This window comes from Legionella maioricensis, assembly GCF_023618015.1.
Classification (GTDB): Bacteria; Pseudomonadota; Gammaproteobacteria; order Legionellales; family Legionellaceae; genus Legionella; species Legionella maioricensis.
Genome location: NZ_JAJKBJ010000001.1, coordinates 1 through 25,765 on the forward strand (window position 1 = coordinate 1; position 25,765 = coordinate 25,765).

Genomic DNA, 25,765 nt, shown 5'->3' on the forward strand with positions numbered 1-25,765 from the left:
CCCTTATTTGATTATTTAAATAAAACCAACCAATTAACAATTTCACCAACAAATAAAGAATACAGAAATTTATTTTCGAACTATATAAATCAGCTAATTTCATCAGACACATCAGATATTTGGAGTAAAACAGATAAAAAGAAATTTTTAAAATTTTTAACAGAAAGTATAAAAAAACATTTTTTTGATAGATTTACATTAAAAGAAAAATTACATGAAATAATTAATATTTTTGGAAAAGAGTTATTTTTCAGAGAAATGTCTAAAGACTCCGAGCTTACAGAGTTACTTAAGAAATTTATAAACACTAGAAATAGAGTTTTTCACATAATCGATAATCAAAAGAACTTTTTAAATGGCTGTGAATGTGCAGCATATGGTATGAAACTTTCGATCTTATATAGGCGTATACTTCTTGAAATTTTAGGAATTGATTTTAATTCATACTCCCTGCAATATAATTCACTTATTGATTCTATTGATAAATGGATAAAACGTGAATGCTAATTTTATCATTTTGTAGTGCCCCCCATTTAAATACATTCCCGCACCTCAGAAATATGAGATTTAACTGATATCTGACCGTGTTTGTTATTGCAATACTTTAATTACGTCCTTCATTTGTAATAATAAATCTTCAAGTCCTCTTCCTTCGAGAAATTGTTTGTAACTTTCTTGAGATTCATAGTGCTTATCAGAAGGGAGCCTCGAGGAGATCTTTGGCATCTTCTATTTCGTTAATAGATGTAGTCAAAATACTGATCACGATTTCTCTAAATGTATGTAACTTCAAATTATTGTCATCCATATTAATTCTTCCATTTATAAAGTTAGCACAATTTACAATTTTATTGGTTAATTTTAGAACGGAAATTCGGATCAAAGATCTGTGACAAACAGAATGCTCGTAAAAAAATATAGAATATGTTTCAACTGAAAGTAATTATTTCGCTTATTAATTATTCCAACCTTCGACACATATTCGACACGCGGATAAAATTTAATTTTTAATTCTCGTAACCCATTGATTTTACAATGCCGCTGCGCGGAATCGAACCGCAGACCTTTTGATTACGAATCAACTGCTCTACCAACTGAGCTACAGCGGCATAGGGAAAGTATACTGTAGTTTATTGAGGTTGCAATACTGGTTTTAATGGGAGATCTCTAAATAAAATATCGAGTTAACTGTTTGTCTTAGAGGCCTATTTTAAAAAACAGGCTCTTACAGTTCTGAGTTGTTTTCATGATGAAGTAAGCGTAGGTTGGGCTGAAAAGCCCAACACGGATCTATGATGTAATGACAAGCTTGGTTATTGGACTTCGTATCGCTGAATGCGAAGTCCAACTCAGATTCATACGCAGCATCAACGCTGGGCTTTTCAGCCCAGCCTACGCTTGCTTTCTTCTATCATCAAAAGATAATCGATATTGATAAATATCTTCCACACTGAGGAGAGGTAAACCTTTAGTTTGTGCATAGTGGATTAGTTGAGGTAATTTTTTCATAGTCCCATCTTTATTCATAAGTTCACAAAGAACAGCGCTTGGCTGTAGGCCAGCAATCATCATTAAGTCAACACTTCCCTCAGTATGACCACGTCTTTCTAACACACCTTGCTTGCACGCAACCAGTGGAAAAACATGACCAGGCTGATTAAGCTCTGCAGGGGTGCAGTCTTCCTGAATTGCTGTTTTTATAGTAGTCCATCTATCGCTTGCTGATACCCCTGTTGTAACACCTGTTTTGGCTTCGATTGAAGCAGTAAAAGCTGTTTGATATGAACTTGTATTATTTGTTACCATAGGCTTGAGAGATAATTTTTCCACTTTTTCAGGCGTTAAGCATAGGCAGATAATACCGCTGCAATCCTGTATCAGGATATTTACATTTTCAATAGAAATTTTTTCAGCTGAAAAAATAAGATCCCCTTCATTTTCGCGATCTTCATCATCAACTAATATAATTCCTTTGCCTAAAGATAGCGCCTTGCAAGCTGTATTAACTCGCTCAACAAAATTATTACCAAACATCTCTAAATTTGACATACCTATATCCTTGCTTATGTTTAATGGACATAGGGCGACAAGACAACGATCAAAATGATGTCTATGAACAAATGATGAACGTTAATCTTCTTTCATCCAGACTATAACTGTTGGCTCTGGAATTACACCAGATCTGCTGACCCTTAATAATTTAAGGCGCTCGTGGGCTTGCATGATGCTTACCACCAGTAGGGACTTTCACCCCGCCCTGAAGATTGCGTTTAGAACGCCGAGTCATTATGGCAAAACTAATTCTTATTACAATAGTTTCTATTTGGCTGATGACAAATCAACGGCTCTACAAACTGAGCTACAGCGGCATAGGGAAAATATTCTTATAGGCCTATTTCAAAAAACAGGCTCTTACAGCTGAGGGTTCTTTTCATGATGAAGCAGTCGAGTGAATAGACTATTGCTCATTATTGTTTGATGAGAGAACATCTCGAACGAAGTAGGTTGTTACTTTTTTCAAGATGGTCTCTTTGCATAGATCATATGCTGGTTGTAGCCGAGTCTTTCGTAAATGGAGTTTCTATGGATTTCGGTAAGGTAGCCTTGTTCTTGCAGGTACGTGGCAAGGTGTTCGACTCGGTTGTCGATGTTATGCACCTCGATGCATAGCTGTTTAATCATGGAGAATTGGGAGGGTTTTATGCTTTTTACTACCTCGAATTCTGCTCCTTCAACATCAATTTTTATAAAATCGATGTGATTTATTCCATTTTTTTCAATAAAATGACCGAGTGAGGTAAGGGTACATTGGACTTTTTTTTCTGCTGTTCTTTTTTTAAAGTTTCTTTTAATCAGATAGTTGCGCATAAAAGGCAAAAATTTCAGTTGGTAATACAATAATTTGTCCCGAACTTTAGAAATTTTTAATAAGGTCTCATAATTTAAAAGAGGATTATAATTAGAAATAAATTTATCCCCTGGTTTATAGGTTGCAGTCGTCGTATCCCTTCCAAAAAGAGTAAATTCAACAGAACACTCTTCGCTGACATCACTAATTCCCATGTTATAAAGGCGCGTTTGGTCTTTAAATTGCGCTAAATTCCTTTTTAAACATTCAAACGTGGCCGGAATAGGCTCAAAGCTATAGATCAATGCATCGTATTCACATTGTCTCAGGGCAAATAACGAAAAAAGCCCAATATGTGCTCCTACGTCAATAATAATCGAACCAGGCTTTAAAGTGAGGCAATTTAACAAATAAGAGCTTTGATAAAAAATTTCATAGATTAAGGCGCGCGTCTCAAACTCATTGATGAAATATAATTTACCAATCGTAAATTCTTTACTTAAAATTTGAGGCATCTAATTTAACCCTTTGGTCATAAATCATATATCGGATGATATATGAGACACCGCTTTTAGCGCCTTAAAATTAACAACTGGCATAGAGAGTATTAGCTTAATAATCACATAAAATCAATAAGCTCAAAGTTTATTATTCTTTCTGTAACGTTGGTCATATAGATTCAATCCATATGCTATTTGCTCCTTATCACGTGGAGTTATGAATCAATCAGAGCAGAGTCGGTTGGTTTATAACTTTGTTTTTTTGAAAAACAGACCATAAATACGTTTCAATGGTTGTTTTTGGTATTCCCCTGATAAATAAGCTGAAATATTAGTTTTCTTTTAAAAGTTCAAAAATTATGCTATAAACGCTTAAAATATTCATGTTGAATATAAATTTTATCCAACCTCTAAAATAATTTGTTATTTAAATCATATAGATAACATCTTTTATGATTTTTTTTAAGTTTGGATGGTTTTATTATTTTTCATATGAATATAACATTACCACCCTACTTAATTATTGAGAGAAATAAACAGCCCGTGAAGAAGAATATTCCAACTATGTCCAAACCTATTAAAGACAGTGGCTATCGCCGGGGTTTAAAGGATCGTCATGTTCAGTTAATCGCCTTGGGGGGGATCATTGGATCAGGTTATTTTTTAGGAACTGGTGAGGTTATTAATCTCGTAGGCCCTGCTGTATTTATCGCCTATATGCTGGGCGGTTTGATAATTTATTTGACCATGTTGTGTATGGGTGAGTTGGCAGTTGCCATTCCCATTTCAGGATCTTTTGTTACCTATACCTCTGATTTTATTTCCCCTGCGGTGGCTTGTGGCGTCGGGTGGTCATATTGGATTAGCTGGGTGGCCTATATTCCAGCGGAATGTGTGGCCGGTGGCATCCTTATGGAAATGTTTACCGGGATTAATGGCTATATATGGGCAATTTGTTTCGGTTTATTAATTACTTACATTAATCTGGCCAAAGTAGATACTTTTGGTGAAATTGAATTCTGGCTGGCTTTAATTAAAATTGTAGCGTTGATGGGATTCGTTATCTTAGCCTTTTTGATCTTTCTGGGTGTTTTCAATGGGAATGAACCCCCTGGTTTTATAGGCCTTAGATACATTTGGGGTGATGGCGGCTTGCTTCCCCATGGAACGATGGCTTTGTTAACGGCCATGGTTTTGTTGCTGGTTAACTATCAAGGTTCAGAAATTATTGGTCTTGCTGCGGGAGAGTCTGAAAATCCTGCACGAATGATTCCTCATGCTATTCGTAATGTCACCCTTAGAATTCTGTTTATTTACATTATCCCGGTCTTTTGTCTGGTGCTAATCTTTCCTTGGCAGAAGGCAGGTTTATCTAATTCTGTATTTGCAGATGCCCTTAATTTCTATGGCTTAAAATGGGCAGGGTCGGTAACCAGTTTTGTCACTCTTTCAGCGACTCTTTCTTGCGCTAACTCAGGCTTTTACGGCACCGTTCGTTCATTAAATGCCCTGGCGCGTGATGGAATGGCACCTCATACTTTTGCTAAGTTTAATCAAAACTCGATTCCTCAAAACGCAGTAATTGCCACCCTCATTGGCGTTTGGATTCTCTTAGGCGTCGGATACTTCTTTGGCCAAACGAAGCTTTATATCGCTTTATTACTTGTTTCTGGATTTACCGGGGCTTTGGCATGGATTTCTTTATGCGCCTCGCAAATCAGCTTTAGAAATCGATTGTATCAGGCGGGTTATAGCACTAAGGATCTCCGCTATGTGACGCCCTACTCTCCGTACACCGGCATTTTAGCAATTGTATTAATGCTCATTGCTTTATTTTTCCTCGTCCTCAATAAAGATCCGATGTATAAATTAGCTTTTGGCATTGGCATGGTAAGCTTCCTTGTGCCTATTGGTATTTATAAGGTCTTTGATATTTCCAAAAAGAGACGTAAGGCTTTGCATGTTAAAAGTCGGGTTAAGTTTCAGGATTTGTTTCCTCCTCTTTAGGCTTGAATTGGGATTGTAGGAAAGAGATATCCCTTCGCCCCAGGGCGAAGGGATAATTGTTCAATGTATTCATCCTAGAGCTTATGCTCGATAGTTATTCCGTCACCGCGTAGAAGTATTCCGTCATCCCGAACGTAAGTGAAGGATATCCTTGTGTGGGCACTGTGCTTTTGTCAGGAGATCTCTCGCTGACGTTCGAGATGACGTGGGGGGCTCGAGATGACGTGAGGGGAAGCTCGAGATCGCGTGGAGGTCTTGAGATCACGTGGGGCACATGACAATTAATGCAGTTTTTGACCGTTGGGTACTTTGGGATCCGTGGTAATCAGGCAGATGGCTCCGTTCTCATCGGAAAAGCCGGCCAGTAGAAATTGGGAGGTAAAGCCAGCGATGTTCTTTTCCCCTAAATTCACACAGCCGACTACTGAGCGGCCTAATAAAGACTCAGGGGTGTAGTGTACGGTGACTTGAGCAGAGGTTTGTAATATACCCAGGTCTTTTCCAAAATCAACCCACACCTTATAGGCGGGCTTCTTGGCTCTTGGGAACTCTTCTACTTTAACTACGGTTCCGGAACGTAGTTCTATTTTTTCAAAATCATCGAAAGTCACAATCATTGGCTCACCCCTTTTAAAAACAAAAAAATTAAAATTAGCATAGTTGTTCATTATTGTCTTGCTGATATTAAGCTAATCGGGGCGTGTTATAATCGCTGGCAATATTCACGAAAAGCCAAACGAACTCCATCAGGGTTATCAATCCAGGGAAAATGGCCAGATTGAGGAATTTCTCTTATCAAAATGTTGTCACGATGAAACCCTGAGGAATCACTGAATAATTTTAATGGGGTGATTCGATCGCTGTCACCAGCCAAAATCAAGGTAGGGATTGTTTCAGGTATCCATTGGCAGGTGTAATCACCATCAAAATACTGGGCAGACCAATCACAAGTGCGATAGTTGAAGGGTAACAACTCGAGAAAAGAAAGATCTTTTTTTAATCCAGCAGGGGTAAATAAATAAGGAGCTGAAACAATAACCATCTTTTTGAGGGTTTCATTGCCAGGATGTTCGAGATATTTTTCCTGCAGTTTTTCCAGTGCTGCGATAGGATGTTTTTTAACGTATTCTCCAAAAATCTGTTGCCATGATGCATCAGGTGCAGAGTCCATTAAAACCAGACCTGACAGCAAACGCTGTAGTTTTATGGTGGCCAAGGCATACATGCCTCCGGTTGAATGGGCGACAAGAATCACCTTATCCAGAGATTCAACCGCCTCCACAAGAGCATCGGACCAGTGAGAAAAATAATGGCTGTCGTCTTCTGTAATGTTGGATCCATCTCCAGGAAGATCAAGATGCCAAATGGTTCCTGGCAGTTGCAGTAACGAGGTTAACTCCGAAAGTGACTCGGAGCCAAGGCCAGGGCCTCCCGGCAAGAAGACCCAGTTATATGGCTTGCCTTCGCTGCTCTTAATATAACGCAAACGCGCTTTTAATGAAGTCCAAAGACAGCTCACGTCCTTACTCCAGCTCATTTAAAGAACATACCCATCATTAGAATGGTATGATAAGAGTGAGGATTAATGTCAAATCACCACGAAATCATTCAACTGCAATTCAGGGACAAGGCTTCTTAATAAAATTAATAGTTCATGTTCCTGATAGTCAGCACAGGCACTATTCAACATTCGCATGGTCTGAGTTAACTCATTCCAATCCAGCTCACGGAATTTAGCCTTGAATAATTTCTCATGTTCGGTAGGAGCTAATTGTTCTGACTCATGGAACAATTCTTCGTATAATTTCTCTCCCGGGCGTAATCCAGAGTATTCAATCAGGATGTCTTTACCTGGCTCTTTTCCAGCCAGACGAATCATTTGTTCGGCCAGATAGCTTATTTTTATCGGTTCACCCATATCCAATACAAAGATTTCGCCGCCGCGCCCGTTCACCATCGCTTGCAATATTAACTGACAGGCTTCTGGTATGGTCATGAAATAGCGTTGCATGTCGGGATGAGTTACCGTTAATGGGCCCCCTGCTTGTAATTGTTTTTGGAATAAGGGAACCACACTTCCTGCTGAACCAAGGACATTACCAAAACGAACCGTAATAAATTGAGTTTGTACCTTGTCATTTAAATTCTGACAATAAATTTCTGCCACACGCTTGGTAGTACCCATAATGTTGGTTGGATTCACCGCTTTGTCTGAAGAAATTAAAATAAACTTCTCCACACCGTAGGTCACACTGGCTTTAGCAACCGTTTGCGTACCCAATACGTTATTATATACCGCAACGCGTATCTGGTTTTGTAGCATGGGAACATGTTTGTATGCCGCAGCATGGAATACGATTTCCGGTTGAAAACGGGCAAACAGATGATTAATGGCCACTTCATCAGTGACACTCACCAGGCCCAGCTCAATAGGAATTCCAGGGAAATTCTCGCTCAGTTCCTGCTCGATTTTATAAAGATTGAACTCACTATTTTCCACAATAATTAAACTGGCAGGTTTTAAAGCCAAAACCTGTCGACATAATTCAGATCCTATTGAGCCGCCACCGCCAGTGATTACCACTCGTTTTTGGAAGATGTTCGCCGCAATTTTATCCCATTGCAAGCTCACCTGATCTCGACCTAATAAATCTTCTATATTGACTGGTCTTAAGGCATTTACTTCAACTCGCCCAGCAGCTAAGGCAGAAATACTGGGCAAGGTCCTAAATGGCACCTGACTCGCTTCACAATAAGTGACAATACGTCTCATGGTTGAAGATCGTGCGGATGGAATGGCGATAAAAATTAAATCTACCCCGTAAAGGCTAACAAACTCCACAATCTGGCGAGTTGTTCCCAATACTCTGACCCCATGAACCTCTAACCCGGTCTTGCTGATATTATCGTCAACAAATCCTATGGGTTGATAAGTCGTGCTCCGTTTTAAATCCCGTACCAATCCTTCTCCGGAGTGTCCTGCCCCAACGATCAGCACTTTCTTAAGGTCACCGTCTTTTTTGCCCCCTTCCCGCTTATCCCAGTGAAGACGAAACATTAACCGTCCACCGCAGAGCAAGGTAGCCAGAATAATGCAATACAAGGGAAAAACTGATCTGGGTAGATAATGTAATGAAGAGGTCACGTAAAATACGGGGATGACTAAAACGATGGCACTGACTGAGGCTTTTAAGATGCGCACTACGTCATTTAAAGAAGAAAAGCGCCATAAACCTCGATACGTTTTAAAATAATAATAACAACTGATTTGAACAACGGTTAATGAAGCCAGAGCAATAAAAGAATGAGTGGATGTTAAAATACTGGGATAAGGATGCATATTATAACGCAACCAATATGCCGCATACCAGGCGATGGGAATAGCCGCTACGTCAAATAAAATCACGGGCAACTTGGAAAGCAGTTTTCTTAGAAATAAAATTATTTTTTTCATCATAAAATATACAGTATTAAATCCATTCTATATAGAAAGGATGGTACACCATGTTAAAGGGCATCGCATCAAAAATTAGTAAACAATTCATACTGATATTTTGAATCGGCAGATCCGGTAAAAAATGTTTTGACTAATTTGTAATCACCCTGCCTATTAAGTAATGCTTTTAAACAAATATCACTTGGAATATAGATTACTTGCCCCTGTTCAATTAAAGAAGTCAAAATAATTACCTGGGGTTTTTCTTTTAAAATCTGATGACAAAACTGATCATACATCTGTGCTTTAGGGTATTGAGTCATCGCCAAATTATTCAGACAATAGGAATCAACAAAATTTAGCTTACTATGATACGGAATATATCCTGCATCGACTAAAACAACAGTATCCTGTTCCTGGGTATGACTATTTAACCAGTGCACCACCTTTTTCCGTAATTGTTCTCCTTGTACCGGATTATTAGTGAAATAACGATATTCCTCAAGAGTCGCTGTGGGAATGAAAAAAAAGGCCATGCAGAAAGAAACGATATATAAAGCTCGAATAAAGGTCTGATCCCTTTGCTTTAGATACATTAAAACAGCCTCACTGATGCCCAGAAGCGCTAAAGGGAGTAACAGCACAAAGGCCGGTAAAAAAAGACGATTATCAAAAGCAGCCACCGGATCTGAACCCAGCAGCGTTAATAAATAAAGCAGACTGGGAAAAACCAGGAAGCAATAGCGTTTATCTGGTTTTCTGACACAGGCGAAGCATGCAAAAATAGCAAAAGGCCAAATGAGTTTCAAATAGTTTTTATCCAATACGGTAGCGCTATTCACCAGGCTTTTACAATAAACCGAGTTAGGAAATAAAAATCCATAGTAGTGCCAACGCCATAAAAAATAAGGCAAGTAGAGGAATAAAAGAGGAAGCACAAAAAGAACCATTCCTCGCCAAAACATTTTTTTCTCTATTTGAGGTCTATCCCAAAGCATCAAGATAAAAAAAACGGCCATAAAAGCAGGAGTTTCAGGACGCGTCATCCCTGCTAATGAGAGAAATACTCCTGAAAAAAAGCAAGAGGTTGGTTGGGAAGAACCACGAGAACCAGGAAAAGAATGATAACCTAATCCGCGAAGAGCAAAATAAACTGCACCACAAAGTAATGCTTGATAAACAGTGGTTTCCAAACCAGCCACCGTCCATATAATTTGTCCCTTATAAAGCAGAATACCAATGCAGGGAAGCAAAGACTCACGTCGTTCGAACCAAAATCGGCTAATAAAAAATATAAAAAAACAGGTAAAAAAAAGACCCACCACGCCCGCAGACTTCAGTACCAAAACGGGATCACTATTTAAAATTAAAGCCAATGCCCCCAGGACAACAAAGCTAAAATTTGAATACCCTTCGACAGGAGGCGAATGAAGATTCCACAACAGGCCCTCTCCTGCCACCCAATGTCGGGCATAACGCAAAGAGATAAACATGTCATCTATAGTGAACGGCCAAATCGCCTGTATTTGTAAAACAAATAAATAGATGAAGAGTAAAATAAAAATACTGTCATACCAATGAACCCCCTTTCTCATTGGGTTAAAGCCATAAAGGTTAATGCAGCAAAACAGTATAAATTTACTCTTGATAATCTATCACTTATAAAGACATTTACCGGATCATCATTATCTATATTCTGAGTAGAAAGCCAGGAAAAACGCCATAAGGCAATAGCGGCAAAAGGCAAAGTCAACACGAAATAAAATGACTCATCTCGGGCATAAATGGTATAAAAAAGGTAAGTAAAAAAGCAGGCAATCCCGGTACTGATAATCAACCACTGAAGAAGTAATGGGTGATATTTTTTCAGTACTTTTCTTGTGGAATGTTTTAATCCCAATTGCATTTCCAGGCGACGTTTATTTAAGGCAATAAACAAGCTCAGCAAAGTTGCCGCCACGGTCAACCATCCTGAAATAGGCAATCCTATCCCTATAGTACCTGCCAGGACTCTTAACATAAAACCTGTTGCAATACAGGCAACATCTAAAATAGGTATTAATTTCAAGACATGGTTGTATGACAAATTGACCACTAAATAGACCGTCAGAATAATAGCCAATTGTTTTGAAATGAACCATCCAAGCGTAAGCCCTGTCACCAGCAGCAGAAATAACATGAAAATTGCCTCGGAAACTGACACATTATCACTGGCTATGGGGCGACGACATTTATGAGGATGCAAACTGTCTTCTGAACGATCTTGTATGTCGTTATAAATATATACTGCGCTTGAAATCAGACAAAAAGCTAAAGCAGCCAAAAGAGCAGGTACCAGATATCCTGATGCAGGGGTGTAAAAAAAACCCAACATAACAAAAGCGGCTTTACTCCAGTGAGAAACTCGCAGAAGTAAAAAAAAATGGGTCAACCGTTCCATGAAACTCACCCTTATGATGTTATTCACTAATTCGATCATACGATATATTCCTAAAGCTCTAAAACAATGCTGCTAATTACCTTTAAGTTAAAAGTACCATAATCCTGTAAAAAATCATCATTTCAATGACTTAATCGATAAATAAAAAAGAAGAAGCAAAGAGAATGCAACAATTTAGTAAAAATTAATCAAATAACATTGCATTTAACCAATGAGTAAGTAAGATAAAATATACGAATGGATTATTCTCAACGGACATGAGAGGTAAATTATGCGCTTAGTTATCCCCACAGAGGCCCTAGATAAACTGCCTTTTTTACGCGAACAATACCAAAAAGCAAGAAGTGTTGATATAGAAGAAACTCCTTCCATGATAGGAATGCCAACTATGTTTGGAGGAACAGACGTAAAATCACGGAAAAAACAGATTGTATTCCTGGAAAAATTACTCATCATCCTCCGCCCTAATCTGAAAAAATTGGAAGAAATTACCAGTCCAGAAGAACTACAGGCCAATATTACCGCCTGGAGAGTCTACCTGACAGCGTGTTGGTATGTACAATCGCAAAACAACAAAAACTCAAAATTATCGCGAATCATTAATGAAGATTTAGGGATAACTGCCGAGAATTACCCTGATGATGAAGATAAAGAAAACTGTTACGCCACTGCCAAGCGATTCGTCAATACTAAAAATGCTTTGGAAGATGCTAATGTAGCCCTGATTAAAGCTAAAAAGAGACCCTTCTCTGAAAAAGACTGGAGCGAGTTTACTCAATATCTAAGCGCATTTCAGGTTAAAAAAGTATCTACCAATTCCTACACTAATTATCCTATTACCTCAATTACCCAACCTTTATTCAGCGCTACGTTTGCATACACTGGAGCCACTGTTGGTTTATTAAGCGGTGATGTTCTCAGTAAGTCTACCAAAGGCATGGCGGTAAAATATCAGCTCACCGCATTGATAGGAAGCAGTCTTTTACTTTTTGGCCCTACCGGTCCTACAGGAGTTGCCTTATTTGCCCCTGTTATAGCCAGTAAATTAATTACTTCCTTCTGTAGTATCACTCTGGCTCATGTCCTTGGAGCGACAATGGGAATTCTCGGATATGGAGTAGGTACTATGGTCGGTTTACCTTTGGATCTGGCCTATCATTTACTTTGGAAAATATGTGCTGAGGTGGGAGGTTATTATTATCCAGACTCAGAAAAACCGACAATCTCCGGCATACGTATTTCAGATGGTGTGGCATTGGTAGGTGGTATCGCCATTAATATTACTCCAGTAGATCAATTAGCTGAAATCGCCCATAAAAAACAAATAATAGAACTAAAAGAAGATGGCTCCTTACATGTTGATGGGAAACCCGTCTTCACAGAAAAGAACGGAGTTCAGCTTCCGCCTATGGTCATTGAGGAGTTGAAAGAAAAGTTAAAAACATACTCAACAGGAATGGTCGAGGAGCCAAAAATAGTACAGGAAGAAGAAGTATCGGCAGTAGAAGATACAGGGCGAGACGATCGGCCGGAACCTCTTTCACAAGTTTGTACTATGTGATGTTTTATGAAGAACAACTTTGATAATTGTTTTAACCTGTAATCAATTTTGATTACAGGTTATCGCTAATATCTCATGACAACTTGATCTTCGCCTAAAAGATTAGTCATAAGACCAAGTAATTCATCAGTTGGTGTAACGTGCCACTGCTGCGGCAAGCTCAAATGGGCTTTTGCATACTCATTCATATAGCTCAACTGGACAATGCAACGTCCGGAGTGTGACTTTAAAAGCGCCTGGATTGAACCTACAAGAGATTGACTGTTTTGGTTTACACGTATTTCCAAACAACGGGCGAACTTGGTCCGGGCAGAAGCAATATTATGGAGCTGAGTGGCGGTCATTTTCACGCCCCCATTATAATCATCGTGGGCGACTTCCCCCTCAACAACAAGCATGTCTCCGGTTGCCAGTGGATCGGTAAACTGTTCAAAAATTTCACCAAAAACCACTACATCCATTCTAGAAGTAGAATCATCCATCCCAATGATTACCAACTTTTTGCCACGTTTGGTAATGATTTTTCTAATTCCCGAAACCTGAGCACAAATATTTGCCTTTTTTTGCATGGATGGATTGAGTTGACTGATGGGGACGATAAAATCACCAAACTCACGCCGGTATTGATCGGCAGGATGACCGGTGAGATAGAAGCCCAAAACCTCTCGCTCTCCCTCCAGTCTTTGCGCTTCAGACCAGGGTTTGCAGGAAACATAGCTTTGTTCGCTGGCATTATCTTCAAGCAATGAGAATAAATCAAATTGGCCGCTGGATTGATTCTGATGTTCTTTTTCCGCAACTCGCAATGCTTTTTCTAAAGATGCGGTCAGTACTGCTCGCTCCACTTGCCAATCATCAAAGCCACCACTTTTAATTAAGGCCTCAAGTACTCGTCTGTTCACTTTACGTAAATCCAGTCTTTGACAAAAACTGAATAGATCGCTGTAGGTACCGTTTAGTATTCGCTCCTGGGTAATGCAGTCAATAGCGGATTCCCCTACTCCTTTTATAGCTCCAAGCCCATAGATAATGGTTTTCTCATCGTTAACTGTAAAATGGTATAAAGAGAGATTAATGGATGGAGGCAGTACCTTTAATTTCATATGGGCACATTCATCAATAAAGGTGACCACTTTATCGGTATTATCCATATCGGAAGACATCACCGCAGCCATAAATGCAGCGGGATAATGCGCTTTTAGCCAAGCGGTCTGATAAGCTACTAATGCATAGGCTGCGGAGTGTGATTTGTTGAATCCATAGCCCGCAAATTTCTCCATCAAGTCAAAAATATGAGTAGCAACCTGCTCATCTACCCCTCTCGCCGTTGCTCCCTGAGTAAAAATTTCCCGCTGCTTGGCCATTTCTTCGGGTTTTTTCTTACCCATAGCTCTTCGTAACATATCAGCAGCACCCAAGGTGTAATTAGCCAATACCTGAGCAATTTGCATTACTTGTTCTTGGTATAAAATGACCCCGTATGTTGGCTTTAGAATGGGCTCCAAATCGGGATGTGGGTAATCCACCAAAGCCCTGCCGTGCTTACGGTCAATAAAATCATCAACCATCCCGGATTGCAAAGGCCCGGGTCTAAAAAGAGCAACCAAAGCAATAATGTCTTCAAAACAGTCAGGCTGCAGCCGACTAATCAGCTCTTTCATTCCTCGGGACTCAAGCTGAAATACGGCAGTAGTCTTACAGGCTTTTAATAAATCAAAGGTCGCTGGGTCATCGGTGGGTATTTGACTAATATCTACCAGAGGTAATCCAGCGTGTTGGCACTGCTTGTTTACGGTGGCTAATGCCCAGTCAATGATGGTCAACGTTCTTAAGCCTAAGAAGTCAAATTTGACTAAACCGGCTGCCTCCACATCATCTTTGTCAAACTGACTGACTATTTGATTGGAGCCTTCTTCACAATAAATCGCAGTAAAGTCAGTAAGTTGAGATGGAGCAATGACCACGCCCCCCGCATGTTTTCCTGCATTACGGGTTATCCCTTCCAGTTTTAATGCCAGATCGATTAACTCTTTAACATCTTCTTCCTCTTCATAACGTCTCTGCAATTCAGGCTCAAGCTCCATCGCCTTGCTTAACGTGATTCCTATTTCAAAAGGAATTAATTTTGCCAGTTTATCGACAAAACCATAGGGATGGCCAAAAACACGGCCCACATCGCGGATAACCGCTTTTGCAGCCATGGTGCCAAAAGTAATAATCTGGGATACGCTCTGCCTGCCGTATTTCTCTGCAACATAATCAATAACCCGATCACGTCCTTCCATGCAGAAATCGATATCAAAGTCCGGCATGGAAACCCGTTCAGGATTCAAAAATCGCTCAAAAAGCAGTTCATACTCTAAAGGATCAAGATCGGTGATCTTCAAGGCATAGGCCACCAGAGAGCCCGCGCCTGAGCCTCGTCCAGGACCAACTGGAACCCCGTTTTGCTTGGCCCATTGAATGAAATCGGCAACAATTAAGAAATAACCGGCAAAGCCCATGTTGTTAATAACTTCTAATTCAATCTGCAAACGCCGATCATATTCCCCACGAATCGTTAGTAATTCTTCTTCTGATTTTGTGCGGAATAATTGCTTTAAACGCTCCTCCAGGCCCATTTGGGATAAATGAGATAAGTAAGCTTCAACCGTTGATCCTTCAGGAATAGGGAAATTAGGCAGGTAGTTGTTACCCAAATCAATTTTCAGGCTGCAGCGTTTGCTAATTTCCACCGTATTGGCTATTGCGCTGGGTAAATCCGAGAACAAAGCCTCCATCTCGTCTGCAGAGCGCAAATACTGTTGGGAACTATAACGTTGAACCCGCCTGGGATCTGCTAAACTATATCCTTCATGGATGCATACTCGAGCTTCGTGAGCATCAAAATCATCTTCATCAAGAAAACGCACATCATTCGTGGCAACAAGAGGCAAATTGAGTTCTTCTGCCAAAGCAATTAATTTCTCGCTATAAAGTGTCTCGTCCTCTCGTCCAGTACGTTGAATTTCCAAATAAAAGCGATTGGGAAACAAGCTCATCCAGTGCTGGGCACGCTTTTTAGCCAAAGCCTCATCATTAGCTAACAACGCTTGGCCAATATCACCAAACTTCCCACCTGATAAAGCAATTAATCCGGCTGAATACTCATCTATCCATTGATTTTGGACACGCGGTTGCCCCTGATACTGGCCTTCTTGATACGCTTTGGAAACCAGACAGGTTAAATTCTTGTAGCCTTCTGAATTCATGCATAAAAGTACTAAAGAGAAAGTCGCCTCAGGATTTTCAGGATCGTGACAAGGCAAATCACTGCCGATGATGGGTTTTATCCCGGTATCCACCGCACTCTTAAATACTTTCACTGCGGCAAATAAATTACAATAATCAGTCACTGCTACAGCACACATTCCTCTGGCCGATAAAGCCTTCATCAATGGCTTGACACGCACCAGACCATCAACTAAAGAAAACTCCGTGTGAACTCGCAAATGAACAAATCGTTGTTGCATAGAGGATAAACTCATTAAGCATAATTGGGGAACTTTAACCTAAATGGGGTGAACTAATCTAGGGTCTATTGACAATTCATCTTTAAAAATCACGACGCATCGCAACTTATAAATCTTCTGTACCCCCACGTCCCGTTGCTATACACAAGCCGCGGGACGTAAGAGAACTGAGGACAACAACGCCGGACAAATCGAAGGACATAGATTAAAGCTTGATGAAAATTAATTCCCACATTCTATGTAGCTTAATCAATCCTGAAAGAAAACTACAAATTGGATTGATGGGGATCAAATGCATCTCGGACGGCATCTGCAAATAAATTAATGGCAAGGACTAAAAGAAACATCAATAAAAATGCCGCAAACATAGGCCACCAAACTAAAGGATCGCGCGTTAATTCAAGTCGAGCACCATTAATCATGTTGCCCCAGCTGATGGTCATGGGCGATACCCCCACTCCCACGTAAGATAATACTGCCTCTGCCATGACTAGAAAACTAAAATCCAGAACCAGAGTAATTACGACTATATGCATCACATTAGGCAGCAAGTGTTTGCGAATAATTGTAAACCAGTTACTCCCCTGTGCCCGTGCTGCGGTAACATAGTCTACTTCACGTAACTTCAAGGCTTCAGCCCTTAACAGACGGCATAAACTGGTCCAGCTGGTGACCCCCAGAATGAGACAAAGCGCCAATAATCGAGCATCAGCGCTTTGAGCCAGGGTGGTAAATTGATCAGGATGACTGGCGATATAAGTTTGTAAGGATAAAACGGAGGCGGTAATTAATAAGACCCCGGGAATAGAGCTTAAAGTAGTATAGATATATTGAATAATATCGTCGATTACCCCACCAAAGTATCCTGCAGCTATTCCTAGAAACAAAGCCAAGGGCAACATAAATAAAGTAGTTAACAAGCCAATAATTAACCCCGTCCGTATGCTTTTGATACTAAAATAAAATATATCCTGTCCAATTTGTCCCGTACCAAATAAATGAAGCGATCGGGAAATCCAATAAGAAAACAAAACGGCAAACACCAGAATCCCCAGGGTCATTAAAGCGCTAACTCCCGTAGCGCTTAAAGCATAAACCTGCCCGGAGTGCAGACTGATTTTGATGATAATGCTGACCAGCCAGCAGCCTAAAACGATGAACAAAGCATATTTTAAGGACCGGCTGCTCACCGCTTTGATGATTTCATCCCTATCTGCTTTAGTTTGTATCGAATTGGGAAGATAGTTTAAACGGGGATACACTTGTTTGGCCACCCCATCAATTAATTCGGTCTCGGTGACAAACATCGTTAATGCTAAGGGAGCAGAATACGTTTTTTCATAAGTACTACCCAATGGAGACAATACTTTATCCAGAAGAGACTCTGAACTTTCAGTTCCATTCTGTAATGAATTAATATGAATGGAGTCCATTACCCCTATAGTCAAAAAAAATAATAATACAATGCCGGCACTCACTGCCAGAGGCCGGTGTAAAATAATGGCAAAAGACATCCTGATATGCCTTTTGCGCAGACTGGCCAAAGTCATAATGCAGCCCAAAACTAAAAGGGTCAGAAAACACTTGTCTGTCCATAGCAATTGAAAGGTCATCGCGCTCCTCGCCACACATTCCGACTCATGATAATCGTATCCTAGGGTCGACGAGCATATAGGAAAAATCAGTTAAAACTAAGCCGACAATATAAAGAATAGAACCTAAAAAAACCATGGCTCTGACTATGGCGAAATCCTGTTGTTGGATCGCATCAATGATATAGCTTCCCAGCCCTGGCACGCCAAAAAAAGATTCCAGAACCAAACTGCCCATAAATAATGAAGGAATAATGACCACGATACCAGTCAAAATAGGCAGCATGGCATTTTTTAATACATGTATAAAAAGAACTCTCTGTTCGGATAAACCCTTCGCTCGAGCTGTTTTAACATAATCTTTGTGAATTTCTTCCAGAAATAAAGTTCGATACCAGCGGGAACCCGCTCCAATCTGCGCCAAAACAGCCACAATTACGGGCAGCATAATAAATTTTAGTGCGTCCATACCGCCATCATAACCCGAGATAGGGAATAATCTTAATAACTTTCCAAACAGATACTGGCCGCCAATAATATAAAATAAACTGGAGATAGACATTAAGACAATACAAATAATTACCCCTGTTAAATCAAGGTAAGTGGTGCGAAAAAAAGCCATGGCCATAGCAAAGATAATGTTCGTTACTATACCCAATAATAAAACAGGTAAGGCAATAGCCAGGCTAGGCCACATTCGGTAACTAATATCATGACTGATATCCCTACCCTCGTCCGACACGCCAAATTCAAAGGTAAACAGCATCAATGATTTCTGGAAAAATAAGGTGTTTTTTATACGATTAAAGCCTGATTGAGATTCATTAAAAAATAAGGGGAAATTGTAACCATGAACCTCTTTCCATTCGTCAACTGCTTTTTGCTCTACATGTTTATTCCCTAACTGCATCCGAGCGATGTCATCAGGTGTATTCACCATAAAAAATAAGGCAAAAGTAAGGAGGTTTATACCAAAAAGAATAGGAATAGCATACATAACTCGACGAAACATGTACTTAATCATGATGATTTAATCCTCGTTGCAGGTGACTTTTCCTTTTTCAAATAGGCAATGAGTAAGAAAATGATTAATGCAAGAATGATGAGGGTCAACAGACCTAAAGGCCATAGAACAGGTTTATTCCAGGCAAGGCGTAATTTATTGCGCTCGCCTACATTGATCGACACATATTTTAAAGTATTAGGCGAAACAGTATTTACTTTAACCTTGGTAACCCAACTCTGCAGCAGAGTAAAATCTTGCGGATGCATTCCCCACACCCAAGGAGCATCATGTCTTACTATCTCTAACATTTGGTCAATGATCTCCTGCCTTTGCTGATCATTGCTACGATTTTTCATTAAGTTGAATAATCGGTCAAACTCAGGATTCTTATAGTTTGCTGCATTCTCACCGCCATACTTTACTTTGCCATTAGGACCGTACAGTTGAAATAGAAAGTTTTCAGGATCAGGGTAGTCTGCATTCCACCCCCAACTAAATATTTGCATATTACCCGTACGCATCTTTTCCTGAAAACGATTGTAGAGCGTGGCTCGAATATTCAGATCAATGCCAATGCTGGCAAATTGCTTGCGCATCCAATCCAATATGGATTTGTCCTCTGGACTGCCTGTGGTAGTGACGTCGTAATGAAGAATTAAATTAGCCCCTGTTTTGGGATCAATGCCATCGGGATAACCCGCCTCTACCATCAGTTTTTTAGCATCATCCAATGAACGCCTTTTCATGGCATTATTACTCCATTCATACACATAAGGATTCATCCCCGCCTGCCCTTCCTTATATCCATAAATTCCGGGAGGAATTGGGCCTTGCGCCGCACGTCCCCGCCCATTATAAAAAATAGCGATGTTTTCATCATAATTAACGGCAATAGAAATAGCCTGCCTTAACTTTCGTGCCTGCTCACTGGTGCCGCCCACCACATTATCAAACATATTGAATCCCATATAATAAATGGTAGGCTCCAAAGTCTGAATTAAATATATTTTTTTAGCTGCCATTTCCTCACTTAACATGGGCTCACCAAACTGATTAATGCGAATGGCCTGATCAAAACTATCCGAGCTAACTCCTGAAATATCATAATATCCCTGTAAGAATTTATTCCAGCGTGGTATGGATTCTTTTTCCAAGGTAAAAATAGCTTTATCAATTAAAGGTAAACGCTTTCCTGCATTGTCGAAATAGCCTGTTTTTTTGTCTTCATCAGAAGCATTTAAAGGAAAATAAACCTCCCGATAATTAGGATTTTTCTCCAATATCATCCGCCGGTTCGGATTATTTTCAGTTAACATAAAGGGCCCCGTTCCAATAGGATACCAGCCAAAAGTTATATTTTTATCCTCCATCCCATTTTGCGAATAAAATAAATCGACCTCCCAAGGGACGGGTGAAAAAAAGGGCATGGCCATCCAATATAAAAATTGGGAATATTGCCCTTTTAAAGTAATTTCAACAGTATAATCATCCAGTTTTTTTATACCTTTTAAAGGATAATTCCGCAGATCAACATAACGTTTTTCACCTGACTCGGATGGAGGAAGGGAATCAGCAAACTCCTTAAAACCAAGGATATATTGGCTCAACAATCCATAAACCGGCGAACTTACTGCAGGATTAGCCAATCGTTTGATTTGATAAATATAATCATCAATGACCAATTCGCGAGTGCCCGTGTATTTAAAATCGGATAAGCTGCTGATGTCGTGATCGTCCAGATAATCTTCGTTTATTTTAAAGTAACGATAAGCCCCTTTTTTATCTTTTGCCAAAGCAGGATGGGGTTGATACATAATACCTTTTTGGATTTGCACCGTATAAACACTATAGGCGGGTTCCGTCTTATCTCCAATAGGAATAACCGCTCCATTGGCATCGAGATATTTAGGTTGAGGTACTTGAGTGGCGGTCAAGGGAGTTAATTGATAAGGACGACTAAAATAATCATAGGCCAGCAGGGGTTCATAAATCTGCGTAATAAACAAATATTCATTAACGGAATAAGAGCGCGCCGGATCCAGCGTTTTGGGTTGTTGAGTGAAGGAAGAATAATAAATATTTTCTTTAGACTCACTTTCCGGATAAGGATTATTCATCATCCAGCCGTCAGCATATGCTAAACCCCAGTTTTTTAGCATAAAAACCAACAATATTCCTGTAAAGGTGAGTCGCTGCACCTGAGTTTTCCCTGTGCCAATTAACCACGTTAACTCTGAAGTATATCCTTAATTGAACTTTTTCCAAACTGGAATTAAACGTCTGTATTGATCCTGCCTTTAATTAAAGCGTGGGAATTTATCTGTACTTCTTGTCAGGAATGCTGCCATAGATAATGCGAAAGCATCAATAATAGCCTATTGAAAGTATGGATAATTTTGCCAACATCAAGTATGGTTAGTCATAAAAATAAAATTCAACTAGCGGCAAGTTAATACGTGAATAGTGCCAAAATGCAAGGACTTAAGTGATTTTTTGGAATTCTAAGATGAGGTTAACTTCGAGCACTCCATGTGCAAACAAATATAATTTATTTATCATTTGTTTTCTCCTTGCAGGAATTGCAATCCTTTCAGGGTGTGCGAATTATATTGGTATTCGTAGTCATAAAAAAATAGCACACCCCGCTCAGTTTCAGACACAGAAGAGTATCCCCAAACAAAATGGTCATTGGCCAACAACGAACTGGGCGAAGCAATTTGGCGATCCGCAGCTGGTATTTTTAATTAATGAAGCCCTTGCCAATAATCCCAGCCTACAGGTTGCCCAAGCGCGTATTGTGCAAGCCCAAGCCCTTGCTGATAGCCGGGCCGCAGCATTTTTTCCGACAATCAATTTATCAAGCCAGGTAGCACGTACCAGGATATCAGCTAACGTTCTCCCTCCGGACCTGGGAGGCGGAAGATGGTTTACCTTTGGTGAGTTTCTGGTTCGTGCAAATTATGAAATTGATATTTGGGGGAAAAATTTAGCCAATTACCGCCAAGCTATTGCCCAAGAAAAAGTAAGTGAAACAGAGGCACAGCAATCCCGATTGATCATTTCCACTACAGTGGCCTCCTCTTATAACCAGCTTGCCTATTACTACGCTTTACGTGAGGTACTACGCAGTACTGTTGCTCAAAGGGAAGCGCTGGAGAAAATTTCTGCTGTCCGCTTACGCACTGGTTTAGATACTCGAGTTCAGCTTTATCAATCGCGTAATACCACAGCAAATGCTCGAACTCAGTTACTTGATGTAGAAGGACAAATTTTACTTACAAGACAGCAATTAGGTACTCTGCTAGGCGGGGGGCCCGACAGAGGACTCCAAATCAAACGCCCTCGCTTAAAGTCAATTAATACCCCTGAATTGCCGCCCAATTTACCATTGAGTCTATTGGGGCGGAGACCCGACATCGTAGGGGCGCGTTGGAATGTAGAAGCAACCTGTCAAGGTGTAAAATATACTAAAGCAAAATTTTATCCCAATGTGAATCTGGCTGCTCTTGCAGGCTTCCTTTCCCTGAGAATTGACCGTCTTTTTGAGAATCCCAGTACCGCTTATCAATTTGGACCAGCACTGAGTTTACCTATTTTTGATGGGAACAATCTGCGTTCCCAACTGCGTGGACAATATGGGTATTATGAGGAAGCAGTAGCCAATTATAATAACACCTTAAACAATGCCTTATCTGACGTTGCTGCTCAACTGACTTCAATTCATTCAACGGATAATCAGATACGTACCCAGAAAGAGGCTCTTTATACTTCGGAGCACGCTTATAATCTGGCACGATTTCAATATCGTACAGGCCTGGCATCACAATTAGTGGTTTTGGATGCAGAAACCCTTTTCTTAAACGCGCAACAAACACGTTTGCAACTCATCGCCAACCGACGTAATCAGCAAATCGCATTGATTAAAGCGCTCGGCGGTGGATTTGATGCCTGTTGCCATGCCCCTGGTAAAAAAATGCACGAGGATAAGTAATGAATGACAGTGAAAAAAAACCGATCGTTGTTTTGCCTAAAGAAAATGATCCGCTAAATAAGAAAAGGCAATTTTACCTTATTGTCATGACCATCAGTTTCCTGGCTATAGGTTTACTTTTTTTCTTGTATTGGGTACTCGTGGCCCGTTTTTATGAAGAGACTGACAATGCCTATGTCAGCGGTAATATTATACCGATTAACTCACAGGTTGACGGCATTATTATTGCCGTCAAAGTGGATGATACCCAGTTTGTAAAAGCCGGACAACCGCTAGTCCAATTAGATCCCATTGACAGTCGAATAGCTTACGAGCAAGCCCAGGCCAATCTCGCCCAAACCGTACGAACCACTCATCAATTCTTTCTCAATAATAGTGGCCTGCAAGCAACAGTCAATGTTCATGAAACATCTCTGCAACAGACAATTCAAGATCTGCAACGTCGTACTAATGCCATAGGGTATGGGGCGATTTCCAAAGAAGAATTAACTCATGCACAAGATGCATTTAAAAGCGCTCAGGCATCACTTGCTCAATCTCGCGCAGCCCTTTTAGCCAATAAAGCATTAACGGATAATGCAGATCTGGAGCATCATCCCAATGTTCTTGCTGCGGCAGCACAATTACGTAAGGCCTATATCGATTACGTACGCACCACTATTCGTGCTCCAGTTGCTGGTGAAATATCGAAACGCACCGCTCAGGTAGGTCAGCGTATTACTGTTGGTACCCTACTCATGGCAATTATTCCCTTAGAACAAGTATGGGTTGATGCAAATTTTAAAGAAAAGCAATTACGCAACATGCGCCTGGGACAGAAAGCTACTTTAACAGCAGATGTCTATGGTTCTTCTGTTGAATACCACGGGAAAATTATGGGCTTTGCAGCAGGAACCGGCAGTGCGTTCTCTCTTTTACCCGCTCAAAATGCAACAGGAAACTGGATTAAGGTGGTACAGCGCCTACCAGTACGCATCCAGTTAGATCCTAAAGAACTTCAAGATCATCCCTTGCGTATTGGCTTATCTATGGAAGTAACAGTCGATACCCATGACCGAAACGGAAAGTTCATCGGTGAAACGGCCAATCCACCTGTTTATAAAACATCAATTTATGAACAGTTAGAAAAAAAATCCAATGAGATGATAGCAAAAATCATTAAAGAAAATATTGGAAAAACGGCCAGCCTTAATCAAAATGTTGAGAGCTCTGCAGAAAAGACTGAGAAAGAAAAAAGCTCTTCCAAAGGATTATCTCAATGAGTGCAACCCCTCCTCTTGCTGCAACCATGAAACTGCCGCCCCCTTTACAAGGGCTGCAGCTGGTTATAGCAACAATAGCCGTTGCTCTGGCTACCTTCATGATTGTCCTTGACTCATCAATAGCAAACGTGGCCCTTCCAACAATTGCCGGCAACCTTGGGGTTTCTGCAGATGAGGGAACTTGGGTCATTACCGTGTTTGCAGCAGCAAATGCCATTGCCATTCCGTTGACTGGCTGGTTAACGTTGCGTTTTGGTCAAGTCAGGTTGTTTGTATCTGCTATTGTACTCTTCGTTCTTGCCTCCTGGTTGTGTGGTTTAGCGTCAAGCTTTCCTTTTTTATTAGGTGCTCGAGTACTTCAGGGATTGGTTGCAGGTCCGTTAATTCCTTTATCTCAAGCTATTTTACTGGGCTCCTATCCCAAGGAAAAAAGCTCGCTGGCTTTGGCTTTTTGGGGCATGACTGCAACGGTTGGTCCTATAGCAGGGCCGACTCTTGGCGGATGGATAACAGACAGTTACAGTTGGTCATGGATATTTTACATCAATATACCTATTGGAATATTTGCTGCAGGTATCACCTGGCTTATTTACCGTAATCGAGAAACACCTAGATTATCACTTCCTATTGATGTGATGGGACTTATTCTTTTAATCATTTGGGTGGGCGCATTACAAATCATGCTGGATAAGGGCAAAGATCTGGATTGGTTTAATTCCCCGACCATCATTACTCTTGCCATCACCGCGACAATTGGTTTTTGTTATTTTCTGGTCTGGGAATTAACAGAAAAAAACCCCATCATTGATCTGACCCTTTTCGCCAATCGCAACTTTACCGGGGGAACCATTGCTATATCGGTTGGATATGGAGTGTTTTTTGGTAATTTAGTCCTATTACCTCAATGGCTTCAGATAGATCAAGCCTATCCTTCAATTAACGCAGGATTAATTATGGCACCGCTAGGGATCTTTGCGGTGATTTGCTCACCCATTGTAGGTAAAATTCTACCTAAAGTTGACGCAAGAATCCTGGTCACCATCGCCTTTCTTCTGCTTGGCCTGGTCTTTTATATGCGCTCCCTCTATACCACAAATGTGGATACCTGGCATTTAGTAATACCCACTTTATTGCAGGGGATTCCTATTGCGATGTTTTTTATTCCGCTTTCCATGATTATTCTTTCGGGACTGCCGCCCGAAAAAATTGCCGCGGCGGCAGGACTATCCAATTTCGCCCGGATATTCAGTGGAGCTATTGGTACCTCCATTGCAACCACTGCATGGAATAATCGCTCCATACTCCATCATGCTCAATTAACCGAGGAAGCCAATCCCTACAACCCTAACTTTACTGGATTTATGGAGTCAAGCCGTGCCCTGCTTCAGCTTAAAGCGGAACAAGGTTATAGACTTTTTAACACCATATTAAATGTTCAGGCGGACATGCTCGGATTAAATGATATTTTTTGGATATCCTCTCTTATCTTTATTGCGCTTATACCTGTAGTCTGGTTTACTACAAAACCTAAAAAAGGAGCTGCAACCGAGGTCACCGCTGGAGCACATTAGTTGCCAAAAAAACAAAACCACCTATAATAGTCCATTTGT

17 protein-coding genes, 1 tRNA gene and 1 riboswitch are annotated in these 25,765 nt (G+C 40.4%); of the genes, 6 read left to right on the forward strand and 12 right to left on the reverse strand.

Annotated features, from left to right (window positions below; translation table 11 throughout):
* The coding region (locus LOX96_RS00005; protein WP_250456337.1) for a HEPN domain-containing protein at nucleotides 1–507 on the forward strand (507 nt) is incomplete at its 5' end.
* A 529-nt stretch (nucleotides 508–1,036) separates the two neighbouring features.
* Here LOX96_RS00005 and LOX96_RS00010 read toward each other — a convergent pair.
* From LOX96_RS00010 to LOX96_RS00020, 3 genes are all read right to left on the reverse strand, one after another.
* Nucleotides 1,037–1,109: transfer RNA gene (locus LOX96_RS00010), tRNA-Thr, on the reverse strand.
* Nucleotides 1,110–1,392: 283 nt separating this feature from the next.
* Nucleotides 1,393–2,049: a 3,4-dihydroxy-2-butanone-4-phosphate synthase gene (ribB, locus tag LOX96_RS00015; protein ID WP_250420138.1), complete on the reverse strand. Its 657-nt coding sequence runs from the start codon at nucleotides 2,047–2,049 to the stop codon at nucleotides 1,393–1,395.
* A gap of 80 nt (nucleotides 2,050–2,129) precedes the next feature.
* Nucleotides 2,130–2,269, reverse strand: a riboswitch (FMN riboswitch).
* 248 nt (nucleotides 2,270–2,517) lie between these two features.
* On the reverse strand, nucleotides 2,518–3,363 hold the full coding sequence (locus tag LOX96_RS00020; RefSeq protein ID WP_250420135.1) for an FkbM family methyltransferase: 846 nt from the start codon (nucleotides 3,361–3,363) through the stop codon (nucleotides 2,518–2,520).
* Between the two features lie 528 nt (nucleotides 3,364–3,891).
* On the opposite strand from LOX96_RS00020, the gene LOX96_RS00025 reads away from it, so the two are divergent.
* On the forward strand, nucleotides 3,892–5,355 hold the full coding sequence (locus tag LOX96_RS00025; protein ID WP_250420177.1) for an amino acid permease: 1,464 nt from the start codon (nucleotides 3,892–3,894) through the stop codon (nucleotides 5,353–5,355).
* 281 nt (nucleotides 5,356–5,636) lie between these two features.
* Here the strand turns inward: LOX96_RS00025 and LOX96_RS00030 are convergent, their stop codons facing one another.
* The 5 genes from LOX96_RS00030 to LOX96_RS00050 form a co-directional block, all read right to left on the reverse strand.
* The gene (locus tag LOX96_RS00030; RefSeq protein WP_250420132.1) at nucleotides 5,637–5,972 is read right to left on the reverse strand and encodes a tRNA-binding protein; all 336 of its coding nucleotides are present in this window, start codon (nucleotides 5,970–5,972) and stop codon (nucleotides 5,637–5,639) included.
* Between the two features lie 86 nt (nucleotides 5,973–6,058).
* On the reverse strand, nucleotides 6,059–6,874 hold the full coding sequence (locus tag LOX96_RS00035; protein ID WP_250420130.1) for an alpha/beta fold hydrolase: 816 nt from the start codon (nucleotides 6,872–6,874) through the stop codon (nucleotides 6,059–6,061).
* 69 nt (nucleotides 6,875–6,943) lie between these two features.
* Nucleotides 6,944–8,809: a polysaccharide biosynthesis protein gene (locus LOX96_RS00040; protein WP_250420174.1), complete on the reverse strand. Its 1,866-nt coding sequence runs from the start codon at nucleotides 8,807–8,809 to the stop codon at nucleotides 6,944–6,946.
* A gap of 68 nt (nucleotides 8,810–8,877) precedes the next feature.
* Entirely contained in the window at nucleotides 8,878–10,386 is a 1,509-nt protein-coding gene (locus LOX96_RS00045) for a DUF8728 domain-containing protein (RefSeq protein ID WP_250420127.1), read from the reverse strand.
* The gene (locus LOX96_RS00050; protein ID WP_250420124.1) at nucleotides 10,383–11,270 is read right to left on the reverse strand and encodes a decaprenyl-phosphate phosphoribosyltransferase; all 888 of its coding nucleotides are present in this window, start codon (nucleotides 11,268–11,270) and stop codon (nucleotides 10,383–10,385) included. The genes LOX96_RS00045 and LOX96_RS00050 overlap by 4 nt, the downstream gene beginning before the upstream one ends.
* Nucleotides 11,271–11,502: 232 nt before the next feature.
* Here LOX96_RS00050 and LOX96_RS00055 point away from each other — a divergent pair, with 232 nt between their 5' ends.
* Nucleotides 11,503–12,792 carry a type IV secretion protein Dot gene (locus LOX96_RS00055; protein ID WP_250420122.1) on the forward strand — a complete coding sequence of 430 codons (1,290 nt, stop codon included), beginning with the start codon at nucleotides 11,503–11,505 and terminating at the stop codon, nucleotides 12,790–12,792.
* Nucleotides 12,793–12,857: 65 nt separating this feature from the next.
* On the opposite strand, the gene dnaE is transcribed toward LOX96_RS00055, so the two are convergent.
* The 4 genes from dnaE to LOX96_RS00075 all read right to left on the reverse strand — a co-directional run bounded on the left by dnaE (nucleotide 12,858) and on the right by LOX96_RS00075 (nucleotide 21,061).
* Nucleotides 12,858–16,304, reverse strand: a complete 3,447-nt coding sequence (gene dnaE / locus LOX96_RS00060; RefSeq protein WP_250420120.1) for a DNA polymerase III subunit alpha — start codon at nucleotides 16,302–16,304, stop codon at nucleotides 12,858–12,860.
* 266 nt (nucleotides 16,305–16,570) lie between these two features.
* On the reverse strand, nucleotides 16,571–17,917 hold the full coding sequence (locus tag LOX96_RS00065; protein WP_250420117.1) for an ABC transporter permease: 1,347 nt from the start codon (nucleotides 17,915–17,917) through the stop codon (nucleotides 16,571–16,573).
* Nucleotides 17,918–17,942: 25 nt separating this feature from the next.
* Nucleotides 17,943–18,920, reverse strand: a complete 978-nt coding sequence (locus LOX96_RS00070) for an ABC transporter permease (protein ID WP_250420114.1) — start codon at nucleotides 18,918–18,920, stop codon at nucleotides 17,943–17,945.
* The gene (locus LOX96_RS00075; protein ID WP_250420172.1) at nucleotides 18,917–21,061 is read right to left on the reverse strand and encodes an ABC transporter substrate-binding protein; all 2,145 of its coding nucleotides are present in this window, start codon (nucleotides 21,059–21,061) and stop codon (nucleotides 18,917–18,919) included. The genes LOX96_RS00070 and LOX96_RS00075 overlap by 4 nt, the downstream gene beginning before the upstream one ends.
* Nucleotides 21,062–21,408: 347 nt before the next feature.
* On the opposite strand from LOX96_RS00075, the gene LOX96_RS00080 reads away from it, so the two are divergent.
* Genes LOX96_RS00080 through LOX96_RS00090 form a run of 3 tightly spaced genes read left to right on the forward strand, consistent with a single transcriptional unit; the run spans nucleotide 21,409 to nucleotide 25,726 of the window.
* The gene (locus tag LOX96_RS00080; protein WP_250420111.1) at nucleotides 21,409–22,893 is read left to right on the forward strand and encodes an efflux transporter outer membrane subunit; all 1,485 of its coding nucleotides are present in this window, start codon (nucleotides 21,409–21,411) and stop codon (nucleotides 22,891–22,893) included.
* Nucleotides 22,893–24,155: an HlyD/EmrA/EmrK family protein gene (locus tag LOX96_RS00085; protein ID WP_250420108.1), complete on the forward strand. Its 1,263-nt coding sequence runs from the start codon at nucleotides 22,893–22,895 to the stop codon at nucleotides 24,153–24,155. The genes LOX96_RS00080 and LOX96_RS00085 overlap by 1 nt, the downstream gene beginning before the upstream one ends.
* Nucleotides 24,152–25,726, forward strand: a complete 1,575-nt coding sequence (locus LOX96_RS00090; protein ID WP_250420105.1) for a DHA2 family efflux MFS transporter permease subunit — start codon at nucleotides 24,152–24,154, stop codon at nucleotides 25,724–25,726. The genes LOX96_RS00085 and LOX96_RS00090 overlap by 4 nt, the downstream gene beginning before the upstream one ends.
* The last annotated feature ends 39 nt before the right edge of the window (nucleotides 25,727–25,765 follow it).